26 protein-coding genes are annotated in these 26719 nt (G+C 56.6%); 4 read left to right on the top strand and 22 right to left on the bottom strand.

The window, feature by feature from the left end; genetic code table 11:
- Positions 1-26: 26 nt before the first annotated feature.
- The 15 genes from J2045_RS21420 to J2045_RS21350 all read right to left on the bottom strand — a co-directional run bounded on the left by J2045_RS21420 (position 27) and on the right by J2045_RS21350 (position 16782).
- Entirely contained in the window at positions 27-1583 is a 1557-nt protein-coding gene (locus tag J2045_RS21420; RefSeq protein WP_307376967.1) for a lipopolysaccharide biosynthesis protein, read from the bottom strand.
- The gene (locus tag J2045_RS21415; RefSeq protein WP_307376965.1) at positions 1580-3136 is read right to left on the bottom strand and encodes a capsular polysaccharide export protein, LipB/KpsS family; all 1557 of its coding nucleotides are present in this window, start codon (positions 3134-3136) and stop codon (positions 1580-1582) included. Before J2045_RS21415 ends, J2045_RS21420 begins: the two co-directional genes overlap by 4 nt.
- Positions 3133-3849: an acylneuraminate cytidylyltransferase family protein gene (locus tag J2045_RS21410; RefSeq protein ID WP_307376963.1), complete on the bottom strand. Its 717-nt coding sequence runs from the start codon at positions 3847-3849 to the stop codon at positions 3133-3135. Before J2045_RS21410 ends, J2045_RS21415 begins: the two co-directional genes overlap by 4 nt.
- A gap of 13 nt (positions 3850-3862) precedes the next feature.
- Positions 3863-4765: a dihydrodipicolinate synthase family protein gene (locus J2045_RS21405; RefSeq protein WP_307376961.1), complete on the bottom strand. Its 903-nt coding sequence runs from the start codon at positions 4763-4765 to the stop codon at positions 3863-3865.
- A gap of 50 nt (positions 4766-4815) precedes the next feature.
- Positions 4816-5796: an NAD(P)-dependent oxidoreductase gene (locus J2045_RS21400; protein ID WP_307376959.1), complete on the bottom strand. Its 981-nt coding sequence runs from the start codon at positions 5794-5796 to the stop codon at positions 4816-4818.
- A complete protein-coding gene (locus tag J2045_RS21395) occupies positions 5793-6668 on the bottom strand; it encodes a class I SAM-dependent methyltransferase (RefSeq protein WP_307376956.1) in 876 nt (291 codons plus the stop codon). Before J2045_RS21395 ends, J2045_RS21400 begins: the two co-directional genes overlap by 4 nt.
- Before the next feature lie 11 nt (positions 6669-6679).
- Entirely contained in the window at positions 6680-7828 is a 1149-nt protein-coding gene (gene neuC, locus J2045_RS21390; protein ID WP_166604070.1) for a UDP-N-acetylglucosamine 2-epimerase, read from the bottom strand.
- Entirely contained in the window at positions 7825-8772 is a 948-nt protein-coding gene (locus J2045_RS21385) for an N-acetylneuraminate synthase family protein (protein ID WP_205911505.1), read from the bottom strand. The genes neuC and J2045_RS21385 overlap by 4 nt, the downstream gene beginning before the upstream one ends.
- Before the next feature lie 114 nt (positions 8773-8886).
- On the bottom strand, positions 8887-10182 hold the full coding sequence (locus J2045_RS21380; protein ID WP_307376952.1) for a nucleotide sugar dehydrogenase: 1296 nt from the start codon (positions 10180-10182) through the stop codon (positions 8887-8889).
- Positions 10179-11192, bottom strand: coding sequence for an NAD-dependent epimerase (locus tag J2045_RS21375; protein ID WP_307376949.1), 1014 nt, complete (start codon positions 11190-11192; stop codon positions 10179-10181). Before J2045_RS21375 ends, J2045_RS21380 begins: the two co-directional genes overlap by 4 nt.
- A 92-nt stretch (positions 11193-11284) precedes the next feature.
- Positions 11285-11854: a dTDP-4-dehydrorhamnose 3,5-epimerase gene (gene rfbC, locus J2045_RS21370; RefSeq protein WP_307376946.1), complete on the bottom strand. Its 570-nt coding sequence runs from the start codon at positions 11852-11854 to the stop codon at positions 11285-11287.
- Positions 11854-12738 carry a glucose-1-phosphate thymidylyltransferase RfbA gene (gene rfbA, locus J2045_RS21365; protein WP_307376943.1) on the bottom strand — a complete coding sequence of 295 codons (885 nt, stop codon included), beginning with the start codon at positions 12736-12738 and terminating at the stop codon, positions 11854-11856. Before rfbA ends, rfbC begins: the two co-directional genes overlap by 1 nt.
- On the bottom strand, positions 12725-13621 hold the full coding sequence (gene rfbD, locus J2045_RS21360) for a dTDP-4-dehydrorhamnose reductase (protein WP_307376940.1): 897 nt from the start codon (positions 13619-13621) through the stop codon (positions 12725-12727). Before rfbD ends, rfbA begins: the two co-directional genes overlap by 14 nt.
- A complete protein-coding gene (gene rfbB / locus J2045_RS21355) occupies positions 13618-14685 on the bottom strand; it encodes a dTDP-glucose 4,6-dehydratase (RefSeq protein ID WP_166604064.1) in 1068 nt (355 codons plus the stop codon). Before rfbB ends, rfbD begins: the two co-directional genes overlap by 4 nt.
- Before the next feature lie 216 nt (positions 14686-14901).
- Positions 14902-16782 carry an acyltransferase family protein gene (locus tag J2045_RS21350; protein ID WP_307376936.1) on the bottom strand — a complete coding sequence of 627 codons (1881 nt, stop codon included), beginning with the start codon at positions 16780-16782 and terminating at the stop codon, positions 14902-14904.
- A 329-nt stretch (positions 16783-17111) separates the two neighbouring features.
- On the opposite strand from J2045_RS21350, the gene J2045_RS21345 reads away from it, so the two are divergent.
- Positions 17112-18038: a phytanoyl-CoA dioxygenase family protein gene (locus J2045_RS21345; protein ID WP_307376933.1), complete on the top strand. Its 927-nt coding sequence runs from the start codon at positions 17112-17114 to the stop codon at positions 18036-18038.
- A 365-nt stretch (positions 18039-18403) separates the two neighbouring features.
- Here J2045_RS21345 and J2045_RS21340 read toward each other — a convergent pair whose 3' ends face one another.
- The 5 genes from J2045_RS21340 to J2045_RS21320 all read right to left on the bottom strand — a co-directional run bounded on the left by J2045_RS21340 (position 18404) and on the right by J2045_RS21320 (position 22881).
- Positions 18404-20590, bottom strand: a complete 2187-nt coding sequence (locus J2045_RS21340) for a methyl-accepting chemotaxis protein (RefSeq protein WP_307377031.1) — start codon at positions 20588-20590, stop codon at positions 18404-18406.
- A gap of 291 nt (positions 20591-20881) precedes the next feature.
- Positions 20882-21226 carry an ATPase inhibitor subunit zeta gene (locus J2045_RS21335; protein ID WP_307376930.1) on the bottom strand — a complete coding sequence of 115 codons (345 nt, stop codon included), beginning with the start codon at positions 21224-21226 and terminating at the stop codon, positions 20882-20884.
- Positions 21227-21228: 2 nt separating this feature from the next.
- Complete coding sequence (locus tag J2045_RS21330) at positions 21229-21531, bottom strand: hypothetical protein (RefSeq protein ID WP_307376927.1); 303 nt, start codon at positions 21529-21531, stop codon at positions 21229-21231.
- 411 nt (positions 21532-21942) lie between these two features.
- The gene (locus tag J2045_RS21325) at positions 21943-22311 is read right to left on the bottom strand and encodes a hypothetical protein (protein ID WP_307376925.1); all 369 of its coding nucleotides are present in this window, start codon (positions 22309-22311) and stop codon (positions 21943-21945) included.
- Between the two features lie 153 nt (positions 22312-22464).
- The gene (locus J2045_RS21320) at positions 22465-22881 is read right to left on the bottom strand and encodes a secondary thiamine-phosphate synthase enzyme YjbQ (RefSeq protein ID WP_307376922.1); all 417 of its coding nucleotides are present in this window, start codon (positions 22879-22881) and stop codon (positions 22465-22467) included.
- 101 nt (positions 22882-22982) lie between these two features.
- Here J2045_RS21320 and J2045_RS21315 point away from each other — a divergent pair, with 101 nt between their 5' ends.
- Positions 22983-23444 carry a heme-degrading domain-containing protein gene (locus J2045_RS21315; protein ID WP_307376919.1) on the top strand — a complete coding sequence of 154 codons (462 nt, stop codon included), beginning with the start codon at positions 22983-22985 and terminating at the stop codon, positions 23442-23444.
- Between the two features lie 7 nt (positions 23445-23451).
- On the opposite strand, the gene J2045_RS21310 is transcribed toward J2045_RS21315, so the two are convergent.
- Both J2045_RS21310 and J2045_RS21305 read right to left on the bottom strand, forming a co-directional pair.
- Positions 23452-23832 (bottom strand): nuclear transport factor 2 family protein, encoded by a 381-nt coding sequence (locus tag J2045_RS21310; protein ID WP_307376917.1) that lies wholly within the window; start codon positions 23830-23832, stop codon positions 23452-23454.
- Between the two features lie 71 nt (positions 23833-23903).
- Positions 23904-24806, bottom strand: coding sequence for a LysR family transcriptional regulator ArgP (locus tag J2045_RS21305; protein ID WP_307376913.1), 903 nt, complete (start codon positions 24804-24806; stop codon positions 23904-23906).
- A gap of 87 nt (positions 24807-24893) precedes the next feature.
- On the opposite strand from J2045_RS21305, the gene J2045_RS21300 reads away from it, so the two are divergent.
- Positions 24894-25493 carry a LysE/ArgO family amino acid transporter gene (locus tag J2045_RS21300; protein ID WP_307376910.1) on the top strand — a complete coding sequence of 200 codons (600 nt, stop codon included), beginning with the start codon at positions 24894-24896 and terminating at the stop codon, positions 25491-25493.
- A gap of 71 nt (positions 25494-25564) precedes the next feature.
- Positions 25565-26713 (top strand): amidohydrolase, encoded by a 1149-nt coding sequence (locus J2045_RS21295; RefSeq protein WP_307376906.1) that lies wholly within the window; start codon positions 25565-25567, stop codon positions 26711-26713.
- Positions 26714-26719: the final 6 nt, after the last annotated feature.

Below are 26719 nucleotides of genomic sequence, written 5' to 3'. Positions count from 1 at the left end.
ATGACCAAGATTGAACAGGACCCGCTCTAGCGTCCTAGATGCCGAAGGTACTGCATGAGGAGGGCACGGTGTTCCATCTTCACCACAAACGCGAACGTCAGTACGGACCACATGGACATGATAACCATGTCGCCGATGAGCCGATTGGTCCAATTGTCCCCAAGATAGCGGGGCGAAACCACAACCAAAGTGAGTGTAAACGCGCCAATGAGAAACGCGCGCCCCCACATATGAACGTAGACTTTGAAAATTGACGCGGAAAAGTATTGCGCCAGAGCAGGAACAACCCTCCCGATTATGCGCACCAAGTAGGTGGCACCTACGCCCACCGCCATCCCCCAGGTCTCCGCGTCGAAATAAAACACCAACAGCATTCCAACTGCCATTCCAAACAACACGCAAGTAACTTCACTAATAGCAGCTTGCCAGTGCTGACCTACAGAAGACATTACACTGCGGCCCAGCAAGGCTGGTATACTCAGACAGAAGCTTCCAAGAACGAATAGAGTATTATCATATATTATAAAAACCTGATCAAGCGACAGGTTTTTTTTACCGAGCCAAATCAGTAAGAATGATTTTCCGACAGCTGCGAATACGCATAACAAACCAAAAGCACCCGAAAGTGCATATTGAGACGAGAAGGAAACTATGTTGAACAGTCTTTCACGTTGATGAGTGGCATCAGCATGGCTCGCTATGGGTGCAATGAGTTTGTTTGTAATATTGACGAATGGGCCAATCGTTGTGACGATCATAAGAGGTAGCGCAAGCAGCGGCACCGCCTCGACACCGAACTGAACGCCAACGAACATCGGAGCTCCTTGGCGAAGTACAACCGCGGCCGCGGAGATAATGAGAGTAGACGCGCTAATGCTAAGCAACGCTTTCGCTGAAGCCCACGTAACGAATGAGAGGGCAATGCGGCTTTCAGGAAGCGTCCGAAGACTCTCAAAAAACAACAGAAAACCGCATAAAAGCATGGAGCCAAAGACCCCTAGGCTGAGCCAAACGAGCCCATCCTCGCGGAGACCAAAGCACACCAAGAGCACGGTGAACAACTTCAGCGCAACTACGACCAACTCCCACTTGGAAATGATGTCAAATCGGTGGCGACTTGCCAAGACGCCGAGGCCGACCCTAAGGGGCAGCATTAATCCAGTAGCCACCCCTGCGAACAAGACCATCCAAAAGGCCTGAGCGCCATAACTCGAAGTTATGTCAAATATATCCGCCAGGTGGGCGCTGATGAAGGCCGTCGAAAGCAGCACAATAAGGCATGCGCCACTGAGTATGATGAATGCCGCTGACAGATACGCATTATGCTTTTGCATATCTGACTGGGCCAGAAAGCGAGACAAGTATCGACCAAGGCTTGTATTTATTCCGATCTCGAACAGCTGAAGGTGCCCGCTGACCTGCTGTATGATCAGCCAGATCCCCAGCCCTTCGAATCCAAAGGCACGCGTAATCAATGGTACAGTGACGAAAGCGTACAGAACCCCAGCGAGCTGGACGATCCAACCTGCAACGAGATTCTTTGCCGCTCTACCAGCCCCTGGAATATCTGCCTTTTTTTTCAATCGCTGGTCTTGCTCCCTGCAACGTCCGATATGCGCGTTACTACGTAGCGCGAAAGCTGGTCATAATCTGTCCGGCGCTTTTCTTCTTCAGACATTGTTGTTCGACCCTCGTTTACCCTGCCCTGTTTACGCAGGAGCACGCTATAGAGGTCGATGGGGACGGAACCTTGGATATGCGCGCCCACGAACTCCTCCAAGTTAGTCTCATCGGACGCGTAGCGCGATAGCAAGTCACGGATATCGGAGCCAAGCGAATGGAGATTTGAAACCCTGCAGATCATTCGGTCGGACAGAGCGTTGTAGGTCGGCGTCCCGAAAACAAGGACTGGCTTACCGCATATAGCAGCCTCAAGTCCCGTGCTTCCGGATATCACGGCGACAAGCGACGAACCGCGGGTGACGACATGTGTGGGAATTTGAGGATCAACCAGCCTTACATTCGGAATATCCAGAAGCTTGCGATAGTATCCGAGCGGCCGGAAGCCGACCGAGCGGGGATGCTCCTTGACCACCAGTAACATTCCAGCGGGAAGGGCCAGTGCAAGGTTTCGGACAAGTTCTATCTGGTTTTGAAACGGCCTGCCGAAGACCTGGATCGATACTTCCGGTTCGAAATGCAGCGGAAAGAATGCGTATCCAGCAACGGTTTCCAGATCCTTCACTTGGAGCATTGCCCCCCTCAGCCGATAGCGGATGAAGGCTGCACTGAGAGGCTGTCGAAAGTTCGCGTGCCATGCATGGGCAAGTGTGCTGTCGACATGGTTGTCGCTCCTCACCACAGGATCCAATGCGGTTTTGAGCTCGCGCACCAAACCTGCGGCGAGCCCTCGAGCCCCTGACACGAACCTAACCTTTGCTGCGGATTTTAATGCCCCCTCATAACGCACGCCGCGCTCGCGGATGCTTCTGATATGACGGCGGGCTTCATCCAAGGTGGTCGGGTCCAAATGCTGGCGACCGTCTAAGACGTCCTTGATATGAGCGGAGAGTGCAACTGCGTCATCGTTCAATGAGACATAGTTTCCAATCTTCGTGGATTTCAGCAGAAGGTATGGAATGCCCCGGACCTTTGCGATTCTGTACAGAAGGTAATCGCCGAACGTGGCCGTTCCGAATCCGATCACGACGTCCGGTCTGAAATCATCCACAAATGCTTGAATTTGCCGAAGAGCCACCGTGAGTATGGCACCCATCTGCTCATGGTCGAAACGGGGGCGATAATCCTGGCGAAACTTGCACGCTCGACCGAAAAAAATCCGCCGGTCAGCCAACAATACGTTCCACAGGACTGGATCACCTAAACTCTGCTCTTGCTCGCGCAGGTAGTCCCAGTCGGGCTCCGTATGCTTCGAGGCGGAAGTGATGTCCCATTCAAACAAGAGCTTCAAACGGCCGTCGCGCAAACTCGGCTCCCGCGGTTCAATGGACCGGTATGCAAGCGAGTCAGAAACATAAGCCGCCCCCTCGAATGTCGGAAACTCGCGAGCGAGCATTTCGACCAATCGGAGGTAGACAGTTAGTCCCGCCCCTTGGGTAACGCCAAGTATCTTCATTGCCGGCCCTCCAACAAACCCAACTTCCTCAGCTCCGGCTCGTAGAATTCGGCCATGGCCCTTGCGACGGCCAGATCTATGGGCTCATCAATATCGATCTCCAAGTCCGGCCTGCTGATCGGGAAACCAAGGATATGGTGGCCGAAGAACACACCTCTGTCGATCGTCCGGGCGACATTCAAGATGTAGAAATTCCCCGTATTTACGAACCTTCGCTCCTCCTTGTCCCGAACTCTGGGCAAGGCGACATCGGGCACAAAGAGCTCACCAGACATCCGCCCAAACAGACCCTTGTCTTGTTTCACAGCGAAAACGCTGTCGGCATCCGGATCTCGGCATAGAGCGGCAACTGCGTCATTGATGTCAGCCGGCACACGAAATGGATGCGTCGGCTGCAACAAAACAACAAGATCGGCACTCCAACCTTCGCAGGCCCTCATCTGCTCAACAACATGACCGATTACTGCCTGATTTGTAACACGCTCACCGGAGAGCTCGGCAGGACGAAGGACAGTCTGAGCACCATATCTGCCAGCGAGTTCAAGCAGTTCTGTGCTCTCGCTGCTTACGACCACACGATCGACGCTGGCTGCGAGTTGTGCAGCACGAACTGAAAAAAGGAATAGCTCTAATTCCAGTAGCTTTTCGAGATTTTTTCTGGGAATTCGCACAGATGTGAGTTTCGCAGGAATAACCGCCAAAACCTTTCGCAACTGGCATCCCCCATCAGTCACGGGCCCATTCATGACCATGAGCCAGAAGAGCCTCGCGCACTTTGGCCTTCTCAGCATCGGTCAAGGTGCGGTAAAGTGGATTGACCCATTCATCGCACATCCCGCGAAGCTGAAGCATGTACTTCTCCTCGGCGCAATACTCACCGTTCTCATTCCTGGGCAAGGACTTGGAGAAGCGAATGATGTTGAATTGCAGTTCTCGCGCCTTGGAGAATTCTCCTTGCTTGAACGCTTCGATGACTTCGATAAATCGCTCTGGGAACACGGAAGCTTCGCTGGTGGTATGCGCCTCTGCCCCTAGGGACAACATCTGATACAGCTGCCCGCCGCCAGCACCGACGACATCAAAATCCGCGGATTTATGCATCATAGTCCGCGTCAACTCAGTCAGATTGTAGCCGCCAATCTTGATTCCACCGACATTGTGATGACCCTTCACGCGGCCGATGATGTCGTCAGTAAAAGGACGACCCCTTTTCGGATTATGGTACATCCACAGCGGCCACGGCAGCTTGTCTGCCAGCGTTTCGATCAGATGGATAAGACGAGCGTCTCCCATCTTGAGGTCATATGGCAAGACATGAAGTCCATGAAACTCAAGATCAGACAGTTGTTCCGCGTAATCGAGTATATCCCCGATCGATGTCAAACCAGAACCCATCACGACGGGCACGCGACCTCGCACAGCTTCGGCAGTAGCTCTTGCGACCTTAAGGCGCTGCTTCACCGACATGTTGATGTCTTCGCTGGCGGACCCGAGTGCCCACATTCCACCAACACCTGCGGAGATCAGAAATTCGATATGGCGGTGAATACCCTCAACGTCTGGCTCACCTCCGCGAGTCATTGGGACGACAACGACGGGAACAATGCCTTTCAGTGGCGCACGATTCATTATTATTTCTCCTGTCATGTCATATGTCTTCCGACGACTAAAAATCAGTTCTAGACGGATCTCTGGACCGGCAGCGAGCCGCCAGAGGCTGATAGGAAATCCATTAGCTTTTTGACGACATGGATCTCTGCATTCTTCATCGACTCGGCAGTCGCTCCGCCAATGTGGGGCGTTATAACGAGATTTTCGTTCAGACGGGAGTACCTGACCAGAGGATGGTCGTGGAACCACGCATGAGACTTGCCAGCCTCTGCGTCAAGCACATCCAAGGCGGCGCCAGCGATTCGATTTTGCTCAAGCGCATGCAGCAAAGCCTGTTCATCAACGAGTTCACCACGCGCCGTATTGATAAAAAATGCCGTGCTCTTCATCCGAGAAAAACAGTCGGCGTTGACAATACGGCGATTGCTCTCGGAAAACGAGGCGTGGACCGAGACCACATCACTCATCTCGAAAAGATCGAGCATTTCGACTTTTCGCCCTCCTTCCACCTCGCCATGCACGTGAGGGTCACAAAAGAGAACGTTCATTCGGAATGCACGGGCATATTCCGCGACCATCCGACCGAGCCGACCGAGACCTAGAATACCTATAGTCTTGCCTGACAGTTGCGTGCCCTTGAAACGATCCCGATCCCACTCCCCCTCGACAACACTTCTGCTTGAAGCAAGCTGGTGGCGTGCGAGCGACAGCAAAAGCCCCCAGGCGTGTTCTGCCGTGGCTGTTACAGACTCCAGAAAGGCCAGATCGCCCTTGAGACTGATAAGAACAATACCGCGACGCGACGCCTCTTCCACGTCAACGTGGTTGAGGCCAGTAGTGGCAGACACGATTACCCGCAATTTTCTGCAGGCCGAAAGAACTTCATTGTCGATTTGATTGCCGAGCCGAACAATCAAAATGTCCGCATCTGATGCCTCATGTATCAACAAACTCCTCTCGCCATCGAGTTCAACCACCTCGCCGAGAGACGCCAGCAAAGCGCGCGCCTCAGCCGGATAAGCCAGCGACTCGGCATTGACGACTTTCATTCGTTGTCGCCGCCCTTTTGAAAAGCAATCAGGAACGCCTGGCCATTTTTCTCGTCACAAATCCAACCGTGACGACCGAGCAACTTCTGGCGGACAGCAAGCGCAAACTCAAACGTTCGCGTTAAGACCAGTTCCAGTGGTTTCGGCAGCAAGGAAAAAGGAAATTGTGGACTGTGGCTAATCATCGGCATCGGATACATGCCGAACACAGTCAGATTCTTAAACTGGACATTATTCAACGCGGCCACATAATGGCTGGATTGGAAATCGCTCCGGTAAATGTCTGGCTTCGCAGCAGTTGATTTCTTGTCAGCTCCGCCAAATGACGCAAAGAACTTGAGTATCCTATTGACCCAATTGAAATATCTCTGGACGTTGTCTGGACGTTCTGGGACGACATACCCCAGGAACCAGCCACCGGGCTTCAATACTCTCGCCTGCTCCTCCATGACACGACCGACATTCTCGAAATGCTCAAGCAGACCGATGCTGCATGTGACGTCGAATGAGCCGTCGGGAAACGGCAGTGCATTCGCATCGCCCGGAACGTATTCAGCGTTGTGACCGTTTCTGGAAAAGACGGCCTTAGCCGTCTCTAGCACGGCTGGACTGTAGTCAAGCAGGGTACAGTCCCATCCATCCTGGGCAAAATAGCTGGAAAGACTCCCCCTCCCACAGCCGACTTCAAGCACCTTTCCCTTTGCCGAAGCCAAGGGTCCAATGAGTTCTCGAAACACTTCCCAGTGAGACCGAAACGCAAGCTGAATCTGATTGTTGGGGCGCCCCGCTGTCCAGTGATTGTAGAGCGCCTCCTTGCGAGTACGCCAGCTCTTGTCAAAGTTCTCGATATCCCCAGAAGTCCGCTCAGACATTATCGATCCGATCAATAAGCTAGAGTTTTTTGGATGGGCGCCTCAACTTCTGCGAGAAGCTTGGCAATGCGCACGCCGCTCTTGCCGTCTCCATACAGATGATCAGCTTCATAGCGACCATGCGCCACCTGCTTGATGATTGCGTCTTTGATCGCTGTCGCCGAGTAGGGAACATCAGTCACGTTTGCCGCTCGTTCTCGCGCATGCTGCCGAGAACCGACATTCACTGTTGGAACGCCAAGATAGGCTGACTCGCGGATCCCGCTAGAAGAATTGCCCACCAGGCACGCAGCGTTGTTGATAACGCGTGCGTAATCCTCAACCGCAAAATTGCGGAAGAAACGAATTGGCGCGTCCCGATTACGCTCGCGGTACATGCGCAGCCCCTTCGAGACATCGTCAGACCCCGCATCGACATTCGGCCATAGCCAAACGGCCTGCATCCCGGTTCCCGCCACAGCCGCCAATGTTTGATTGATTTGATCGAGACCAGATCCGAACTCAGTCGTGACGGGATGCTGCAAGACCACGAGATATGGCTTCGACATGTCAATCTCATGTCCGGCACCGCCGTGGCTTAAGAAGAAGTCCTTGGGCAAGGTCAAATCAAGTTCGGCAATGGCGTCTATCGAAGGGCAGCCGGTATTGAAGACATAGTCTTCATTCTCGCCCATTCGCAGAACACGCTCTCGCGCCAAATCGGTGGAAACGAAATGGAGATGGGAGAGCTTTGTGATCGAGTGCCGTACGCTTTCATCGATTGAACCGGTAAGCTCCCCGCCTTGCGTGTGGGCCACTCGAATATTCATGTAGGCTGCCGCAATCGCGGTCGCCATTGTTTCAAATCGGTCAGCGACAGTCAGAACAATGTCGGGTTGAAGATTCTCGAACTGGGTGGTGAGTTCCATAATGCCAAGGCCAACCGATTTGGCCATTGTGGTCAGGTTCTCGCCTTCGACGATGGAGTATATTCTCGAAGTAACTTCGAAACCGTCCTGCTTGATGATATCAATTACGTTCCCGAACCGATATAAGAGAGCAGAAGCGCTGACAATTAGCTGCAACTCAAGATCTGGATGATCCTGCACTGCTCGCATGACGGACTTGATTCGACCGTAGTTCGCGCGGCTGGCAACTACGATACAGACCTTCTTTTTCATTCAATGTCGCCTTCCGTCAAAAAACTTCCCCTAGTCAGGGATCGTTTCAACCGTTTGCCAAGCACGAGTTCATACTCGCGAGGTTCAATTCCATATCCACCCGGCTTCGCGGCCTCCAAGTCGGAGAAGGTCAATACAGAGCCCTGCTGCAAATCTTTTGCGACCGTCAAGGAGCGGCCAAAAAGGCGCCTCATGTTCGAAAACTCACTGACGTCGTTTTTGGACCCATGGGTGGCCAGAGCTGTAGCAATATCTCCGACCCCTTTCACCAACTGCCCAAGCTCGGACATTGACAGAGACGAAGTCGCGTCAGGACCAAACATCTGCTTGTCGAAGACGGCATGCACCTCAATGAGTGACGCCCCAAGCGCCACAGCAGCCAACCCAGGAAAGATGGTGCCCGAATGATCGGAAAGGCCAGTCGGCAAGCCGTAGCGTGACCGCAGTTCACCGATGTGATTCAGCCCCCAGCGCTCAGGCTTCACAGGATATTGCGAAGTGCATTGCATCACTGCCAAGCTTCCGCAGCGGCCCCGCAACAGTTCAACCGCACGGTCCAGTTCGTCGAGAGTGCTCATTCCGCTGGACAGTATCGCGGGCTTGCCCGTTCGAGCGATTGCTTCCAGCAGAAGCAGATTGTTGACGTCCCCCGAGCCAACCTTGTAACGCGCCACGCCGAGATCTTCTAAGAGGTTCACTGCACGCACGGAAAAGGGTGTGCAAAAAAACTCACACCCCAGACTTTCGCAATGGGACTTGACCTCGGCCCATTGCTCGGGCGTCAACTCCATCCGCTTCCAATAGTCATAGCGCGTCGCATCTACCCGCGAAAATCTGACGCGAAATTCGTCGTGAACACTGCTTTCGGCTTCGGCGATATGCATCTGGAATTTGATGACCCGAGCGCCTGTCGCCGCTATGGCGTCAATCATCGAATGCAACATGCCCAAGCTGCCGTCATGAGCCTGGCCGATTTCGGCAATGACTTGAGGTGGGAGCATCGAAGCTCAAACCTTTCATTTTGTGGGGAACGCCGGGGTTTTTCCGGTCAAGCTAAGCTAGAGCCTCCAGCACGCAATACCGGAAAAAGGCTCCGAGTCAATCTTGTAGGCCGACTTCACATCGACAAACGCACCACCTGGCTTCAGTAGTGAAGTCAGGTCCCCGACTGGCATTTCGAGATACTCCTGATGGGCCACCGCAGCCACAACCGCGTCGGCGCCCGAAAGTTGATCCCAGCTGCTAAGGGTGATCCCATACTCCATCAATGCCTCCTCGCTAGAGGCCCGCGGATCGTGAACCACGACATGACATCCGTACTCCTGAAGCTCCTTCACAAGATCGGCGACTTTGGAATTGCGAAGATCGGGACAGTTTTCTTTGAACGTGAGACCCAGGACCGAAACCTTGGCATTCTTCACGTAACTGCCGCCGTTGATCATCAATTTGACAGTCTGCTGAGCAATGAAACTCGGCATACTGTCGTTGATGCGCCGGCCAGCGAGTATCACTTCTGGATGATAGCCCAACATCTCAGCCTTATGCGTGAGATAGTAGGGATCGACACCGATACAGTGGCCACCGACCAAGCCAGGCCTGAAGTTCAAAAAGTTCCATTTCGTACCGGCGGCCGCGAGCACTTCGGAGCTGTCAATACCCAGCTTGTCGAATATGATGGCGAGTTCGTTCATGAGTGCGATATTGAGGTCGCGCTGGGTGTTCTCAATGACCTTGGCCGCTTCGGCCACCTTGATTGACGAAGCGCAATAGACACCTGCCGTAATCACTGAGCTGTACAGTTCGCTTAGCGTTTCAAGAGTCTTTGCATCATCGGCAGACACGACCTTGACGATCTTCGTAATCGTGCGCTCCTTGTCGCCCGGATTAACACGCTCGGGCGAATAGCCAACGTGGAAACCTTCTTTCCAGCGCATACCGGAGTGCATTTCGAGAAGCGGTATACAGACCTCCTCAGTCGCTCCGGGATAAACCGTCGACTCGTACACCACGATCGAACCATGCTTTAGGTTTTGGCCAACGGTCACAGATGCGCTGCGCAACGGACCAAAATCCGGAACATGTGCCTCGCCGACTGGAGTAGGCACAGCAACAATAATTATGTCGGCCTGCTTCAAGAGAGAAGAATCGGTGGTTACCATCAATCGGCTCGCCTTGGCGAAATCTTCTGGCGACACCTCGCCCGTCGGGTCACAATTCCGACGGAAGCTCTCGATCTTGGCCTCGGACAAATCGAATCCAATTGTGCGGTAGGACTTTCCCAGTTCGATGGCCAGAGGCAAACCGACATAGCCGAGGCCCACAACCGCCACGGTAGATTCCGCCAAAATGTTCATTGCTTCACTCCGAAGTAGTCGAGATACCAGTGCACGAAACTTGCAACCCCCTCGGCCACAGTCGTAGTCGGGCGATAGCCAAAGTCGTTTGCGAGATCGGTAACGTCGGCATAGGTATCCGGAACATCGCCAGGCTGCAGAGGGAGATACTCTATATCAGCCTTCTTGCCTAAGGCCACTTCGAGCGCGCTGATGTAATCCATGAGATGGACCGGGGAACTGTTGCCAATGTTGTAGACCCGCCAGGGAGCAGCACTTGTCCCAGGGTCTGGGGAAGACCCGTCCCAATCCGAGTTTGGGCAAGCCGGGCTATCCAGCACTCGAACGATGCCTTCAACAATGTCATCTATGTAGGTGAAGTCTCGTCGATGTTGACCGTGGTTGAACACTTGGATTGGCCTGCCCTCCACAATCGCCTGGGTGAACTTGAAAAGCGCCATGTCCGGACGCCCCCATGGTCCATAAACGGTGAAGAAGCGCAGTCCCGTCGTCGGAAGATGATACAAATGGCTGTAGCAATGCGCCATCAACTCATTCGCCTTCTTGCTGGCCGCATAGAGCGACAGCGGATGGTCGACGTTGTCGTGAACAGAAAAAGGCATCGAAGTATTCGCGCCATATACGCTCGAGCTTGAGGCGTAGACGAGATGATCCACTTCGCCGTGTCGGCAAGCCTCCAGGACATGCAGAAATCCCGTAATGTTGCTCTGGGCATACACCAGGGGATTGTCAATCGAATACCTGACCCCCGCTTGGGCGGCGAGATTTACTACACGGCTAGGCCGATATTCGGTAAAACAGGAGTCGACTGCTGCCTTGTCCGCGAGATCGGCCCTTACATGAGCGTAATTTCCGTGCTTCAGATTTCGACTGACCCTCGCATCTTTGATTAAGGGATCATAGTAGTCGTTATGATTGTCGAAACCGATAACCGTATCGCCGCGCTCGAGCAATCTTTGCGACAGCGCGGAGCCGATGAAGCCTGCTGCGCCGGTGACCAATACCTTCATAAATCACTCCTGGGAACCGTATCTGCGGTTCGCGCTGGGTATAGCGTCCAATCGAGACCTGAAGCAAGCGCCCTACCTGGGCGCTAGGAGCATTAGGGTAGATTTTCAGAGGACGCAGAATGGGCGACATATTCAGAAAAGGACGGCGCACACGCGTCTTTCTCAGACACATTCGGGAGCTGCCGGTCCGGCCACTGAATGGCGAGGTCTCTGTCGTCCCAACGAATCGAGCGCTCGTGTTTCGGCGAATAGAAGTCTGTTGCCTTGTAAAACACGTCGGCCACGTCGCTGAGCACCTGAAAACCATGAGCGAAACCGGCGGGGATCCACAGTTGCTTTCTGTTTTCAGAGGACAGCACTTCGCCGACCCACGATCCGAAGCTGGATGAATCGCGACGAAGATCAACCGCGACATCAAAGATCTCGCCAGACAGCACCCGGACAAGCTTGCCTTGCGCTTTCGGCGCCACCTGAAAGTGAAGGCCGCGCAACACCCCTCTCCCGCTTCGGGATTGGTTGTCCTGAACGAAAGCAATGGGTTCGCCGGTCGCCTCTTTGAACCGTTGCTCGTTGAAGCTCTCGAAGAAGTATCCGCGCCCATCCTCAAAAACGGTGGGCTCGAATACCATGACGTCGTGAATGCGGGTGCGATAAGCTCTCATCAGAAAACCGGCTCGTTCAGTATTTTGAGCAGATACTCGCCGTAAGATGTCTTGTGCAAAGACGACGCCAATTGCTCCAGTTCGGGGGCACTGATCCACCCCATTCGGAATGCTATTTCCTCAGGACAGGCGATTTTCAAACCCTGGCGCTTTTCTATAGTTGCAATAAACTGGCTGGCATCCAGAAGACTGTCGTGAGTGCCGGTATCAAGCCAGGCGTGGCCGCGGCCCAAAACTTGCACATTAAGCTGGCCCTGCTCTAGGTACCTTTTATTGAGATCCGTGATTTCGAGTTCGCCGCGCGCCGAGGGTTGCAACGTCATGGCGATGTCGGGCGCTTGACCATCATAGAAGTATAATCCGGTAACCGCATAATTTGATTTCGGCTTCAGAGGCTTCTCTTCCAAACTCATGGCTTGTCCATCCGGCCCGAATTCGACCACACCATACCGTGCAGGGTCGTGGACGTGATAAGCGAAAATCCGGGCTCCTTCATTCGATCGTTCCGCGACACGAAGCTCCCTCGCGAGGTCGTGACCATAGAAGATGTTGTCCCCCAGGATCAGAACCGAATGGGATCCCCCGAGGAATTCACGCCCGATAGTGAAAGCCTGCGCAAGTCCACCGGGACTGGGCTGCACGGCATATTCAAAGCGCACCCCCCATTGACGACCATCTCCCAACAGTTGCCGGAAGCGCGGCGTGTCTTGCGGAGTCGAGATTATCAGTATTTCCCTGATCCCCGCGAGCATAAGCGTCGACAGAGGATAGTATATCATCGGCTTGTCATACACGGGTAAAAGCTGCTTGGACACAGCAATGGTCGCCGGGTGAAGTCGGGTGCCAGATCCTCCGGCAAGTACTATACCTTTACGCTGTGACATGATCACCGATGAACTGCTCGAGGAAATAATCGACACCATCCGTCCAGGCCGGAAGCCTGAACTGGAAAGCTTGACAAAGCTTGCTCGTATCCAGGAGCGAATTCGCCGGCCTACGCGCGACCGTCGCATATTCAAGAGAGGACACACTGCGGATTCCGCCGACGTCAACGCGGAGAGGCAGCCCTGCCGCACGCGCCTTTTCAACAAGGCGACAGGCGTAAGCGTGCCAATTCGTAGACCCACTTGCTGTCAGGTGATAAAGTCCTTGCAGCGACGGTCGCGCTTTGGTCCGGACGAGAGCGTGGGCTGTCACATCAGCGATAAGGCACGCCGACGTGGGGGCGCCGAACTGGTCCGAGACGACGCTTAATTCTTCTCTTTCGCGGGCTAACTTGAGAATGGTCTTTGCAAAATTGCCCCCGTGCAGACCATAGACCCAACTCGTTCTGAAGATGAGATGCTGAGCCCCACTTTCCGCCAAGCGCCGCTCGCCCTCAAGCTTGCTCTTGCCATAGGTTCCCAGAGGATTGGCCGCCGAGTTTTCCCGATATGCCTCGGTTGATAGACCATCGAAAACATAGTCGGTCGAATAGTGGACTACAAGCGCTCCAATCTGCGCTGCTTCACGGCCGATAAGGCTGACAGCTTCCGAATTTATGGCATAGGCCCTCTGCGTTTCACGCTCAGCAAGATCAACCTTGGTGAACGCAGCCGCATTGACGATAACGTCAGGACCTACAGCGTTGATTGTGCGCTTGATGTCCTCCTCATTTTCGAAGTCACAGGTAAGTCGCCCGACTGCCACCACGTCGCCCAAAGGCGCGAGAGCCCGTCGCAATTCGAATCCGACCTGACCGTCTCGTCCAAGCAGCAGGATCTTCATTCGCCCGACCCATATTGTCGCCTGATCCAGTCCCTATATGCACCGCTCGTAATGCCCGACACCCAATCCTCATTGTCCAGATACCATTCTATCGTCTGCCGGAGCCCGTCTCTGAAAGCAACGCGAGGATACCAGCCCAGCTGTGACTCGATCTTTGATGCATCAATCGCATAGCGGCGGTCGTGTCCGGGGCGATCTTTCACGAACGTGATGAGACGCCGGTATGAGCCAGATAAGGGATCAGGGCGCAATTCATCGAGGATGTCACAAATCATTTGCACAACCTCAAGGTTTGTGACTTCCGCCTTTCCGCCGATATTATAGGTTTCTCCTGGAATCCCCCTCTCGAGCACGACCCTCAGGGCGGCGCAATGATCCCGGACGAAGAGCCAATCCCGGACCTGGCGACCGTCTCCATAGAGAGGCAAAGGAAGGCCAGCCAGCGCATTGTTGATGCAAAGCGGAATCAACTTTTCAGGAAAATGGAACGGACCGTAATTGTTTGAGCAATTGGTGGTAACTGTCGGCAAACCGTAGGTATGCCAGTAGGCCCGTGCAAGATGATCCGCGGCCGCTTTGGACGCTGAATAAGGACTGTTGGGCTCAAATCGGTTCGCTTCTGAGAACGCGGGCGCCGAAGGAGTGAGGCTACCATAGACCTCATCGGTCGACACCTGCACAAATCTGAAACTCGACATCCACGCGTCGGAGAATCCATTGGATGCTTCGCGGACAGCCTCCAAGAGCCGAAAACAGCCGACCACATTGGTTTGGATAAACTCTTCCGGGCCCGCGATCGACCGATCTACATGGGACTCCGCCGCAAAATTGATGACAGCTCTTGGTCTGTGTGTGGCGATGATATCCAGCATCCGTGAACCATCGCATATATCCTCACGCAGAAAGAAGTGCCGCGCGTCCCCCTCTAGCGCACTGAGGTTCCGAAGATTGCCGGCATAGGTAAGCTTGTCCACATTGACCACCGGCTCATCGGTGTGGGCCAGCCAGTCCAGAACAAAATTGCTCCCAATGAAGCCGGCACCGCCGGTCACCAATATCGTCATACCGCAAATCCTGACAAGCTGCTTGAGTTCTCCCTGCTCCAGCCTTTGCTATTGAACCTGGCTTCTGCCGTCAATCTGCAGTGACGAACGCAAGGCAACCCAAGCACTTCCACCTCGAGCCTTCACGAACGCAACGATTTTTACAAAACAAAAAAATGAAATACAAAAAAAACACACACCCAGGAAAACAATACAAGAAAATATAATTTGCGCTCATTACAACTTCAAAAGCAATTGGTCGTTAATAAAACCTGATGCAACCGTCGAAGGATGGTCAAAATCACTGATCAATATTTCATTACCTCTAATTCCATAACAAAAAAGATCATCACACAGAACACTCTCGGGGTAGACGCGATAGACATTCACACCGCCCAGACCATCCAGAAATCTGTAGGCTTTTCTCGCTGAATTTTCAAAGTCATTCCTCGACGACTTCACATCCTTGAGATAGCCATTGACCACATACTCCTGGAACAAGCTGGCGCGATTTATATATGTTGATGGAATAGGATAAACGAAAACAACTTTGTTACCCCGTGAGAGAAGATCAGAAACAAGTTCTTCGTATGCAGAGCGATTACCCTCAAAAAATTCGTCACTCTCGCGGTGCAGGTAACCACCGAGTATAACGACATCATTCCTAGCACGCGCCAACTGGGTCATTCTCATCTTGTCGAGCTGAGGATTTTTCCCGAATGCGCTGCCAGGACGTGTCATCAGAATGAGATTTTGCCCCCGAGCCAACAATTTGGCTCGCAAGTCAAAGGCGAGGGCAACCATGTGGCTATCACCAACCAGGTAGACATTTGACGGAAAATTTCCCCACTTGCAAAATGCCTGATCGGCCGGTCCCGTCATGGCAGCGAGCTTGTGGCATCTCTGAAAGTCAGACTGATAGCGAACCCTATCATCGAAATTCTCCTGCCGAACCTGGTCCGGGACCCTCTCAGGAAATCCGGATCTGGCATCAACCAGAATTGCACCACCAAGAATAAGCGCAACCTGGATTGCAAGCACGGGATAAACGCGCGAGGCGGACATCAGCCGTCGATTGCGAAAGGGCACCTCAATCGCAAAGTAAGTCAAGACAGCAAGGAAAAATGTCATCGCAATCCAGAGCAACTTGTCAATGTTGGTCGCATTGGGGAATGCAATCCTGCCAAACGCCATCAACGGGAAGTGCCACAAGTAGGCCGAGTAGCTGACCAAGCCGATCCATCTGAGCGGAGCGATCGACAGAATGCGCCCCAGTGGTGTGGCGGATGAACCGAAAAGCAAAACCAACGCCACGCCAAGCACCGGGACAGCAGTCAACACCGAAGGATGCGGAGTTGAGGCACTGAAACTGGCAATAGACAGCAGCACCAAGGCGAAACCTACGGCGCCGATCCAGGAGTGACCGTGAACGGTACGCCACCGCAGCTCGTAAAAAGCGAGCAAGGACCCGACCGCAAGCTCCCAAAAACGCGTGACAGAAATGAAAAAGTTCAGACTGGTATCAAAAAACAATAGAAAATGCGAAACACCCAAAGAAGAGACAATGATGAATGCATAAGTCGTCAAAGCCCGGATGTTGGAGCCTTTATATATCCAAATAGCAATCAACGGGAAAAATAGATAGAACTGCTCTTCGACACTCAGACTCCATGTATGCATGAATGGCTTCAATAGCGAACTGTCAGAACCATATTCCGTTGTAGAAAAATAGAAAAAAATATTGGAATACGAGAATATCGAAGACACGATACTTCCTGCAAACTCCTCCAAATCAGAAGGGGCCAGCAAGATCCACGCCAATGGGGTTGATACTATTATGACGACTAGCAGCGCCGGCAGGATTCTCCTGATTCTTCGATCATAGAAATCCACAATGGACAGGGAGTTCCCTGTAAGAAGCGCTGAAAAAATGATCCTGGAGATCAAATAGCCACTGAGCACGAAAAAAATATCGACACCCAAAAATCCTCCTTCGAGTAGAGTATCCTGCCCGAACTGGAATTCTGCGTGGTAGATAAGGACTGAAGAGACGGCGATCGCACGCAATCCATCAATCTCAGGTCTGTATTGGAGCGACATCGAAGAAACAGCCTGCATGATGTGAATTTGCTACCAGATAGCACTTGCTCTCAGAGAAGTAGCCCAGAATTTCACTCAGCCCACAGCCCGGAGAAATGAGACGGATGGTGATACATGTCGCACATCCATCATTCGAGGGCTTTGCCTCGTCGACAGAACCCTGCAAATCCTGAATGCCGATACGGCACCGCGAGTGCTTCGTGCCAAGACGAATGGAAGCACCATCAGCGGTACTCACTTCCATTCACAGGTGCCTCACCTGAACCGGGTGGCAAAGATTGGGCCACCTACCCAAACGCCCAGGGACCAACTAAAGGTTTGTCCGATGGAGACAAAGGAGCACAGGTTTGAACATGTTGTCAGAAAAGATCAGAAATCGGGCGAGCAAGCTGCTCCATAGAAACGAAAACGAGTGGCTTGGCGGCACGAGAACACAGAAGATTGCCAAATTCATTAATCGTCTAACAGACGGGGCAGACCAAAGGCGGCGTGAAAAAGCCTTTGTCGGTGGCAGTCCTAAGGCAGAAGCGGCAGTGCATGCGCTCAACGAGACCGGTTACCATATCGACCCGAACCTTGATACATCTGAAGTAGTCAAGGTCGCAAAAGCTCTGGTCGCATCCCGACAGGACTTGATCGACGAAGGGCGAGAAACGAAACCCTTCCTCATTAACGTCTACAAGCCCGGCCAGGACAACTTTCAACACCGGCTGCTGGTTGATTTCGCATTGCAGAGCAATGTCCTCGATGTGGCGAGCGAGTACTGCAAGTTTGTTCCCCTTCTGACTGCGGTCAAGGTCCTGGTCAGCTTACCACCACCGGGTGGTATGGCGCAGGCCCGATCGAGTCAGTTGTTCCACTTGGACAATGCTGACCTGCCGTTCCAACACTGCAAGCTGTTCATTAACGTCGACGACGTCAGTCCGAAAAATGGACCCTTCACATTCTTGTCGGCACCCGATTCGGACAAAATCAGCGCGGCCATAAATTATGGGCAGAGGGGGATCGATTATCGCGTCAAAGACGAAGTTGTAGAGCAACTGATCGGTACAGACCGCTCAATCGCGATCTCAGGTCCAGCCGGTCGTTCGGTGTTCATAGACACCTCGCGATGCTTCCATCTGGGCAGCCGAGTTGAAGAGCAGAGAAGAGTGGTCATCATGTATCAATTCACTTCGGCGTGCCAGGCTCGACTGCATAAACCTGTCAGCTTCGCGAGGTTTTGGCGCGACGGAATGTCGAGCGCGCAAAAGATGGCTCTGGGAAAGCAGTGATCTGGCAGCAACAGGGGACGAGCAATCTCGGACCCTGTTGACGCGAGTGGATGCCCAATTCAGCGGAAGCATGATGCAAGACTGTTTTTGGAGGCAGTTTTGGTTCAAGGCGACCTGACCGAGACGGAATGCCGGATCATCGATATGCCACGCAGAGACATAGGAGGGGGACATAACGTCCTCCTAGCCCGTCCTTGAAAGCCCGCGTTCTAAGGCTCTGAAGCGATGGGGAGCGCTCCCTCCGGGCCCACAACCTACCGATTTCAAACTCCGCCACCGGTCAAGCAACAAGTCGCAGCGCCAGACCCAACGCAAAGCGCCCGGACGTTGCGATCCGGGCGCCTGGTGGTTTTGCGTGAATTGGCTCAGAATTCTTCCCAGTTGTCCCTGGCAAGCGCTGTGTTGCCGGAGACGGCGGGCATGGAGCGGCGTGGGGCGGCTGGCGAGACGGGTGCCGAAGCCTGTGCGCGGGCCGGCGCGGGTGTCCGGGCAGACATGCCACGGGATGGCGCCGAGCTCTCCTGTCCCGTCTGGAACTGGCGGAGCAGTTCGGCAAGGCTCGCCGCCTCCTGTGCCAGCCCGGCAGACGCCGCATTCATTTCCTCGACCATGGCGGCGTTCTTCTGTGTCGCCTGATCCATGTGGTTGACCGCCTGATTGACCTCGCCGAGGCCGACCGACTGCTCCTGTGCGGCAGAAGCGATCGCATCCATATGCTCGTTGATCGCCTGCACGAGCCCAGCGATTGCGGTCAGGCCGTCGCCAGTCTCGTTGACCAGCTTCACGCCCTCGCTGACAGCCACTTCCGAATTGCCGATCAGCGCCTTGATCTCCTTGGCCGCATTCGCCGAACGCTGCGCAAGCTCGCGCACCTCCTGGGCGACCACCGCAAAGCCCTTGCCGGCCTCACCCGCACGTGCGGCTTCAACACCTGCATTCAAAGCCAGAAGGTTGGTCTGGAAGGCGATCTCGTCGATCACGCCGATGATCTGGCTGATCTGCTTCGACGCATGCTCGATCCGCTCCATGGCGGTCACGGCATTGCCGACCACCACGCCGGACTGCTCCGCACGGCTGCGTGTGGTGCGGACAATATCGCGCGCCTCGCCGGTCCGCCGCGAAGTGGCCGTCACGTTCGAGGTGATCTCTTCGAGCGCCGCTGCAGTCTCCTCCAGCGAGGCCGCCTGCTGCTCGGTGCGCTTGGCGAGGTCATCGGAGGCATGCGAAATCTCGCCGGAGCCGCCGCTGACCGCATGCGCAGAGCCGCCAACCGAAACGAGCACGGAGCGCAGCTGCTGCACCGACGTGTTGAAGTCGTGGCGCAGCGCCTCGAACTGCGGCGCAAACTGCTCGTCGATCTCGCACATCATGTCGCCCGAGGCCAGACGCTTGAGGCCGGCCGCAAGCGTTCCCGTGGCGCGTGTCAGGCGCTCCTCTGCATCCGCTTCGGCGCGCGCCTGCATCTCCGCCCGCTCGCGCTCGGCGCGGACCCGGTTCTGGGACGCCTCGGCTTCGAGCTCCGCATTGCGGATCGCCGCCTCCCGGAACACCTCGACCGAGCGGGCCATTTCGCCGATCTCGTCAGAGCGATCGGTAAACGGAATGGAATTCTGCGTTTCGCCGCGCGCGAGATCGACCATCGAGGCCCCCACCCGGCGGATCGATCCGGCCAATGTCCGGCTGACAGCCATGGCGACGCCGATCACGGCGGCCACGAACAGCGCAAGGGCTCCAAGAACGGTCAGAAGGTGCTGGCGTGCCTCGGTGACCCGGCTGTCGATCGACGAGAGCAGATAGGCGGCATTGTCCTGGATGATCGCCGTGACATATTCACGACGCTTGGTCATCACGTCGATCCACTGCTGCAGCCCTTCGGCGGGGCCGGCATAATCCTCAAGGCTCTCCATGCGCTTGATGAGATCGGCGACGACCTTGCCATCCGGCGTATCGAAGAAGGCGTCATAGCGTGCCACGATCTCCGGTCGCGCATGTTCGCGGAACGGACCATCGAAGGATCGGATCTGGTTGATGAGCGACGAGAAACGGAACACCTCGGGTTTTCCGAAGCCGCCATTGCTGATGTAGAATTGTCCCATCCGGTTGATCGCCAGATAGCCCTCGTTCACCTTCATCAGGGCCTGATGGCCGCGGATGTTGGACGAAAGCTCGACATTGTCGGTCAGGTTGGCGCTGCGCAGGGTGAGCGCAAGGGCCGCAGAAGCCGTCGGTTGGGCATAGCGCAGCGGCAGGATGGGATCCTTGTCGCCAGCGTCAAGCTTCTGGCGATACTCCGGCATCCGGGCATAGGTCGCCTCCAGATCACCGCGCAGCTTCTTGGTAATCGGGTCGTTGTAGCCGAGCGCCTCAAGCGCGTTCAGCGTCTCGATCGTCCGCGCATAGGTCGCATCGGCGCGCGTGCGGATCTCGGCCTTGTTGGGTCCGGTTTCCAGCGGCATGAGCACCATCAGCTCGCCGCCTGCATGAGCGAGATCGGCAAGTACCTGGGCTTCCTGCAGCTTTTTGTAGTCACCATAGGCATTGATGCCAATCATGGCGCCGAGACCGAGCACGGCACACAATGGCACGAGGGCCAGAAGCGTCAACGACTTCCGGAATGAGAGGCGGGACAGAGCGGACAAGCGTGGTTCCTCCAGACAACGGCGGAGGATCATGATGGTCCACGCGACGTCGATCACACGACCGCATCACAACGCGGCGACTGACATACCTATGCCTCACAAACGATTGAAATTAAGTATACGAAGATATTCGGTTGAACCATTTCAACAAAGCTCACCGGAGGCCTCCGGAGAAGGCACGACGTAACCTTCTCCGAAAAACCCTTATTCGGTACAGCCGGTGTCTCTCAGCGCCTGCGCATGAAAGCGGCGCAGCGCTGCCTCGATGTCGGCGCGCGTGAAGCTGTGGCCGGCGGTTGCCAGATCGCGCGAAAGCCGGGCGATCACGTCACCATCACCGCTCACCACGTGATCGACGGCATGCAGGTCCCGGGCATACCGCCCGAGATCGTCACCGGCGAAGCCGATCAGGGATCCGGCCCAGTAGCCGGCAAGCAGATTGCGACGGGCACGAATGCTGCCGAGCCCGTCCTCTTCGTGCGGGTGGGCGGAAAGAGCGGTGGTATTGATGACAGTAAGCGGCATGGAACGATCTTCCTCCTCGATCATGATCAGGCTTCCGCTTCCGCGGATGTGAGATAGCTGGCGATGGGCGCACAGGCGGGATTGCCGGCATCGAGAAGCTCGGCCGGGCTCGTCAGACCCGTGGCAACATAGACCACCGTCGTTCCGGCCCACCACAGGTCACCCGTTGCCCGATCGATGAGCTGCGGCCCTGTCGTGCGCAGGCAGTCTCCAGCCTGTGTCACAACCTCAACCGGCGCCTTCATCTCCTCGAGGCGTTGCTGGATGTCGGCCTGGAGCGGGTCGATGACAAACGCGGCGAAGAGCGATGCGATCCATTCGCCGATCATCGGATCGTCTCCTGCCGATGCGAGGATGAAAGGAAGGCCCGCGAAGTCTGGACGCGCGGCTTCGGGCAGCCGGCCTGCAAGCCGGCGTAATCACCCGAGGGAAAGCGGCCGGGGCCTAGGAGAACGGAACTGTGGCGTAGCATGAACTGGTCCTTGAACCGGCAACGGTGTCGAAAACGGTCCGACATCGCAGGAGCGCCGGAGGCTCTTGCCAGAGGGGCCCGGACCAGCGGGTTGATCGGCATATGGGGATCGAATCCGGCGTCTTCAAGGCATCAAGATCGACCGATACGAAAAAGGAAGGGCCATGCAGCCGGGGTCTTGTCTGGCCCTGTGCTGCATGGCCCGGGCGGCGGGCGGGCAAGGCTCCGGCGTTCGAGCCAAGGCCAGTCGGCTCCGCTGCCGTTTGCGTCAAGAGCGGATGACCGGGCAGCCACGCACATTGGCAAAGACCATCCGGTCGCGCCCCCCGTGACGGATGCCGGCGACCACCACCCGGCGCGGCGTCACGTCGGCGACAAAGGCCCGACGCAGACCGTTCCAGCGGGCTTTCTCCACGGCATGATGCGGACGGCACTCGCCGCGGTGCGGACGATCCCAGCCGGGACGGTCCCAGCCCGGGCGATGACCGGGTCGATCCCAGCCGCGACCATCATGGCGCGGGCCTTCGATATAGACGCCCCAGCCAAAGCTGTCGGCGGACGCCGTGGTGGCGAGACCCGTCGTCGCCATGACCGAGACGAGGGCTGCGAGACCGAGTTTGCGAAGCATGCCGATCATTTTCTCTCTCCTTGATCCGACGCATCTCGGCGCCGTCGTTGCCATCCCGCCGTTGCGAGCGATTGAGGAGAGATTAGGCGGGCGCGGCTGAACGCAGTCCGAAGCCCGCATTCAGCAAGTGTTCACCTTGTCAAAAACGCCGATGACACCGGCTCAGACATGCAACACCACCTCACGGCGATGCGGGCGATCGCGGTGCTCGAAGAGATAGAGCCCTTGCCAGGTTCCGAGCAGCAGCCGCCCGCCGGCGTGAGGAATGGAAAGCGACACCGGAAGAAGGGCAGCCTTGATATGCGCCGGCATGTCGTCCGGCCCCTCGTCGCGATGGCTGATGTAGTTCATGGAGGGATCCGTGGTCGGCGGCACCAGCCGACGAAAGAAGGCCATCAGATCCACCTGGACAGACGGATCTGCATTCTCCTGGATCAGCAGCGAACATGAGGTGTGGCGCACGAAGACGGTCATCACCCCTTCCGGTGCACCGCTGTCGCGCAAAAAGTCGCGCGCCGCCTCGGTGAATTCGTAGAGCCCCTGCCCTCGGGTGGAAATTGCCAGCTGCAACAGCGCCATGGATCAGACCTCATCTCTCATCGGGGAAACCACGCCCTCCCCCTAGCCAGCGCCGATCCGCCTGAGTAGTCTCCCGCGCAAACAGGGAGGACGAACGACCGATGAGCCTGATAGAAACCATCGAGAAGCAGGAAAGTGAACTCGTTTTCAAGCGCTTCGACGAGATGACCGCGCTTGAGGTGGGCCGTCGGCTTGTAGATCTCGCACTGTCCCAAAAGGCACCTGTTGTCATCGACATCCGCACCGCTGATCGCACCCTCTTCCATGCAGCCCTGCCCGGGGCATCCCCGGACAACGACCATTGGGCACGCCGCAAGAGCAATGTCACGCTGCGTATGCACAAGTCATCCCTGCGGGTCGGAGAACTCAACCGCGCCCGTGGCCGCAGCGTCTCCCCCGAAATCGGCCTGGATCCCCTCGAATACGCCGATCATGGCGGCAGCTTCCCCGTACGCGTGAGCGGAACGGGGGTCGTTGCCGCCATCACGGTCTCCGGCCTCAAGTCGGAGGAGGACCATGCGATGATCGTGACGGTGCTGGAAGCCTATCTCGCCTCCGCATGAGGGCGTGTCAGGGCCGTGTCCCGGCATAGAGGCTCAGCCGGCTGAAGAGATCGCCCTCCCGCTCCAGGATCAGCACTGCCGGCAGCGCATAAGAAACGATGTCTTCTTTCTGATCCGTATCGACATGGCGGCGGTCCCGCCCATTCAGCGTGCATTCGGCCGCCACTCGAAAACCCGCGCCATCGGTCATGATGACCTGGTCGGCGAGCGTGAGGTCATGGCGCAGGACATAGGCTGCCAGCGTATCGCGAAACGCCGCCTTGCCGATCACCCGGATCCCGTCGGGCAGATCGAGAACAGCCTCCTTCTCGAACAGCGCGAGCAAGGCGTCGAAATCGTGACGATTGAAGGCGTCGATCACGGCAAGCGTCTGGTTTTCGAGCGACATGGGTATCTCCTTCTCTGTGCCGAAGATAGTCTTTGGCCGGCCAGCGGCAAGGGCGGCTGGCGGTCGCAACCTCAGCCGATCGGCCGCAGCACGGCGCTCGCGGCACTTTGAACTGCGGCCGTCAATGGCTTCAGCGCTCCCGCCACGGTGCGGCTGACATGCCAGTAGAGTGGCACGTCGAGCGGCTGCCCGGGGATCAGCTCCTGCAATCGCCCATCGGCAATGGCCGTCGCAGCCCGTGCCTCGGGATTCATGCCCCAGCCTAGCCCCGCGATCGCGGCATCCACGAAGGCATGGCTCGACGGCAGCCAGTGGGAAGGCCCCATGGATGCGATACCCAGCGCCTGTTCAGCCCAGCGCGTCTGCAAACGATCCTTGGCGTTGAAGGTGATCACAGGCGCCTCTGAAATCCGCTGCGCGGTTACACCATCCGCACCGAACCATCGCTCCACGAAGGCAGGGCTCGCGGTTGCCAGATAACGCAATGCGCCGAGCGGGCGACAGTCGCACCCCTGCACCGGCTTTGGCGAGCCGCTGATCGCCGCCCGCACCTCGCCGCGCTGCAGCCAGTCGGCGCTGTGGTCCTGGTCGTCGATCACGAGATCGAACAGCACCGCCTCAACTTTGGCCATCGCCGGGACGAACCAGGTGGCCAGACTGTCGGCATTCACCGCCAGCCGCAGGGTCGGCCAGCCCCGCACCTTCCCCTCGCCTGGCAAGGCGAGGCCGAGATCGCGGCGAACCCCCTGTTCAAGCATTCGCAATTCCTCCGCATGGCGAAAAAGCCGCTCCCCGGCGTCCGTCGCCCGGCAGGGCTGCGACCGGATGACGAGAGAGGTCCCGGCCTGTTCCTCGAGCTGCCGCACCCGCTGGGATATAGCCGATTGCGTGACATGCAGCATCTGGGCGGCGCGTTCGAAGCTGCCGGTTCTGAGCACCGCCGACAGGGCAGCAAGCTGCGCTGGATCAAACATTAGAAATCCTTATGCTCGATTAAATATATTATCTTTTCTAATGAATCGGAGGCACTTAGTCAAAGCGGCATTCCACAGGGGTCTGTCATGCTCGTTGCCGCCACCGCCGGTTTTCTTCTCGGACTGAGCCTGATCGTCGCGATCGGGGCACAAAACGCCTTTATCCTGCGCCAGGGCCTCAGACGCGAGCATGTGCTGCCGCTGGTGCTGACCTGCGCAATCTCGGACGCCATCCTGATTGCCCTCGGCGTCGCCGGCTTTGCAACGGTCCTGTCGCGTCTGGACTGGCTGGAACCCGTCATGCGCTTTGGCGGCGCGGCCTTCCTGATCGTCTATGCCCTGCGCAGCCTCTATTCCGCCTGGACGGGTGGCAACAGCCTGGGTGCCGGCGAGACTACCGCCACAAGCCTGCATGCCGCCCTCCTCACCTGCATCGCCTTCACCTGGCTGAACCCGCATGTCTACCTGGACACCGTCGTGCTTCTGGGCTCGATTTCGACCCGTTATGCCGATCACGAAACCGCCTTTGCGCTTGGCGCCATGACCGCATCCTTCGTCTTCTTCTTCAGCCTCGGCTATGGCGCCCGGCTGCTGGCACCCTTGTTTGCAAGGCCTGTCGCCTGGCGCATTCTTGACGGGATCATCGCCCTGGTCATGGCATCGATTGCGATCAATCTGCTGAAATGAGCGAGCCCCGGCACTTCATCTGGTCACAGCCCTGTTATAGTGACGAAGTTGCCGATGATGAGGAGATGCCGATGTTCCTGACCGACCACGACATGGTCAAGCTCACAGCCTTCCGGCGGGACCTGCACCGCCATCCGGAAGTCTCCGGCGAGGAAAGGGAAACGGCCAACCGTGTGGTCGAGGCGCTCCGCCCACTTGCGCCATCGATGGTCCTCACCGACCTTGGTGGCCACGGGGTGGCTGCCGTGTTCGAAGGGGAAGCGCCAGGACCTTGCCTGCTCTTCCGCGCCGAGCTCGATGCCCTGCCGATCGACGAGAAATCGCAAGCCGCCCACCGCTCGACCGTCACCGGCAAGGGTCACCTTTGCGGCCATGACGGTCACTCGACCATTCTTCTCGCACTGGCCACCGGCTTGTCGCGCGCACCCATCGCGCGGGGACGTGTGGTGCTGCTCTGGCAGCCGGCCGAAGAAGACGGCAGTGGCGCTGCGGCCGTGCTGGCCGACCCGCGCTTCGCAGAGATCCGGCCCGATTTCGCCTATTCGCTGCACAACATGCCGGGTCTTGCCTTCGGCACGGTTGCGCTGAAGACCGGACCGGTCAACTGCGCCTCGCGTGGCATGAAGATCAGGCTGTCAGGCAAGACGGCCCATGCCTCCCAGCCGGAAACCGGCCTTTCGCCCATGGCAACGATCTCCCGACTAATGCCGGCGCTGACTGCCCTATCTCACGGCGCCCCGCCGGCCATCGACTTCACGCTCGCGACCGTCACACATGCGGTCCTCGGCGAACAGGCCTTCGGCATCGCCCCCGGCGACGCCGAGATCTGGGTGACCCTGCGCACCCTGATCGATGACCGTATGGCCGAGCTTTGCGAGAAGGCGGAGGCAATGGTGGGCCAGGCGGTCCGGGAGGCAGGCCTTGAGCACGCCATCAGCTATCACGACGTCTTCTTCCACTGCGAGAATGCGCCGGAGGCCGTCACCCATCTGGAGGCAGCACTGGCGGCCGAGAAAGTCGCTTTCAACGAAGGCAATCTCCCAATGCGGGCCTCGGAAGATTTCGGTCGCCTGCGCACCATCTGCCCCTCAGCCATGTTCTTCCTCGGCGCAGGGGAACATCACCCGGCCCTGCACAATCCCGACTACGACTATCCCGACGGCCTGACCGAAATCGGTGCACGGATCTTCATGGCGGTGATTCGCAGAGCGCTGGGATAGTGCTCA

It is taken from the genome of Peteryoungia aggregata LMG 23059 (assembly GCF_030814435.1).
GTDB lineage: Bacteria > Pseudomonadota > Alphaproteobacteria > Rhizobiales > Rhizobiaceae > Allorhizobium > Allorhizobium aggregatum.
This window is presented reverse-complemented; position numbering and strand designations above follow the sequence as displayed.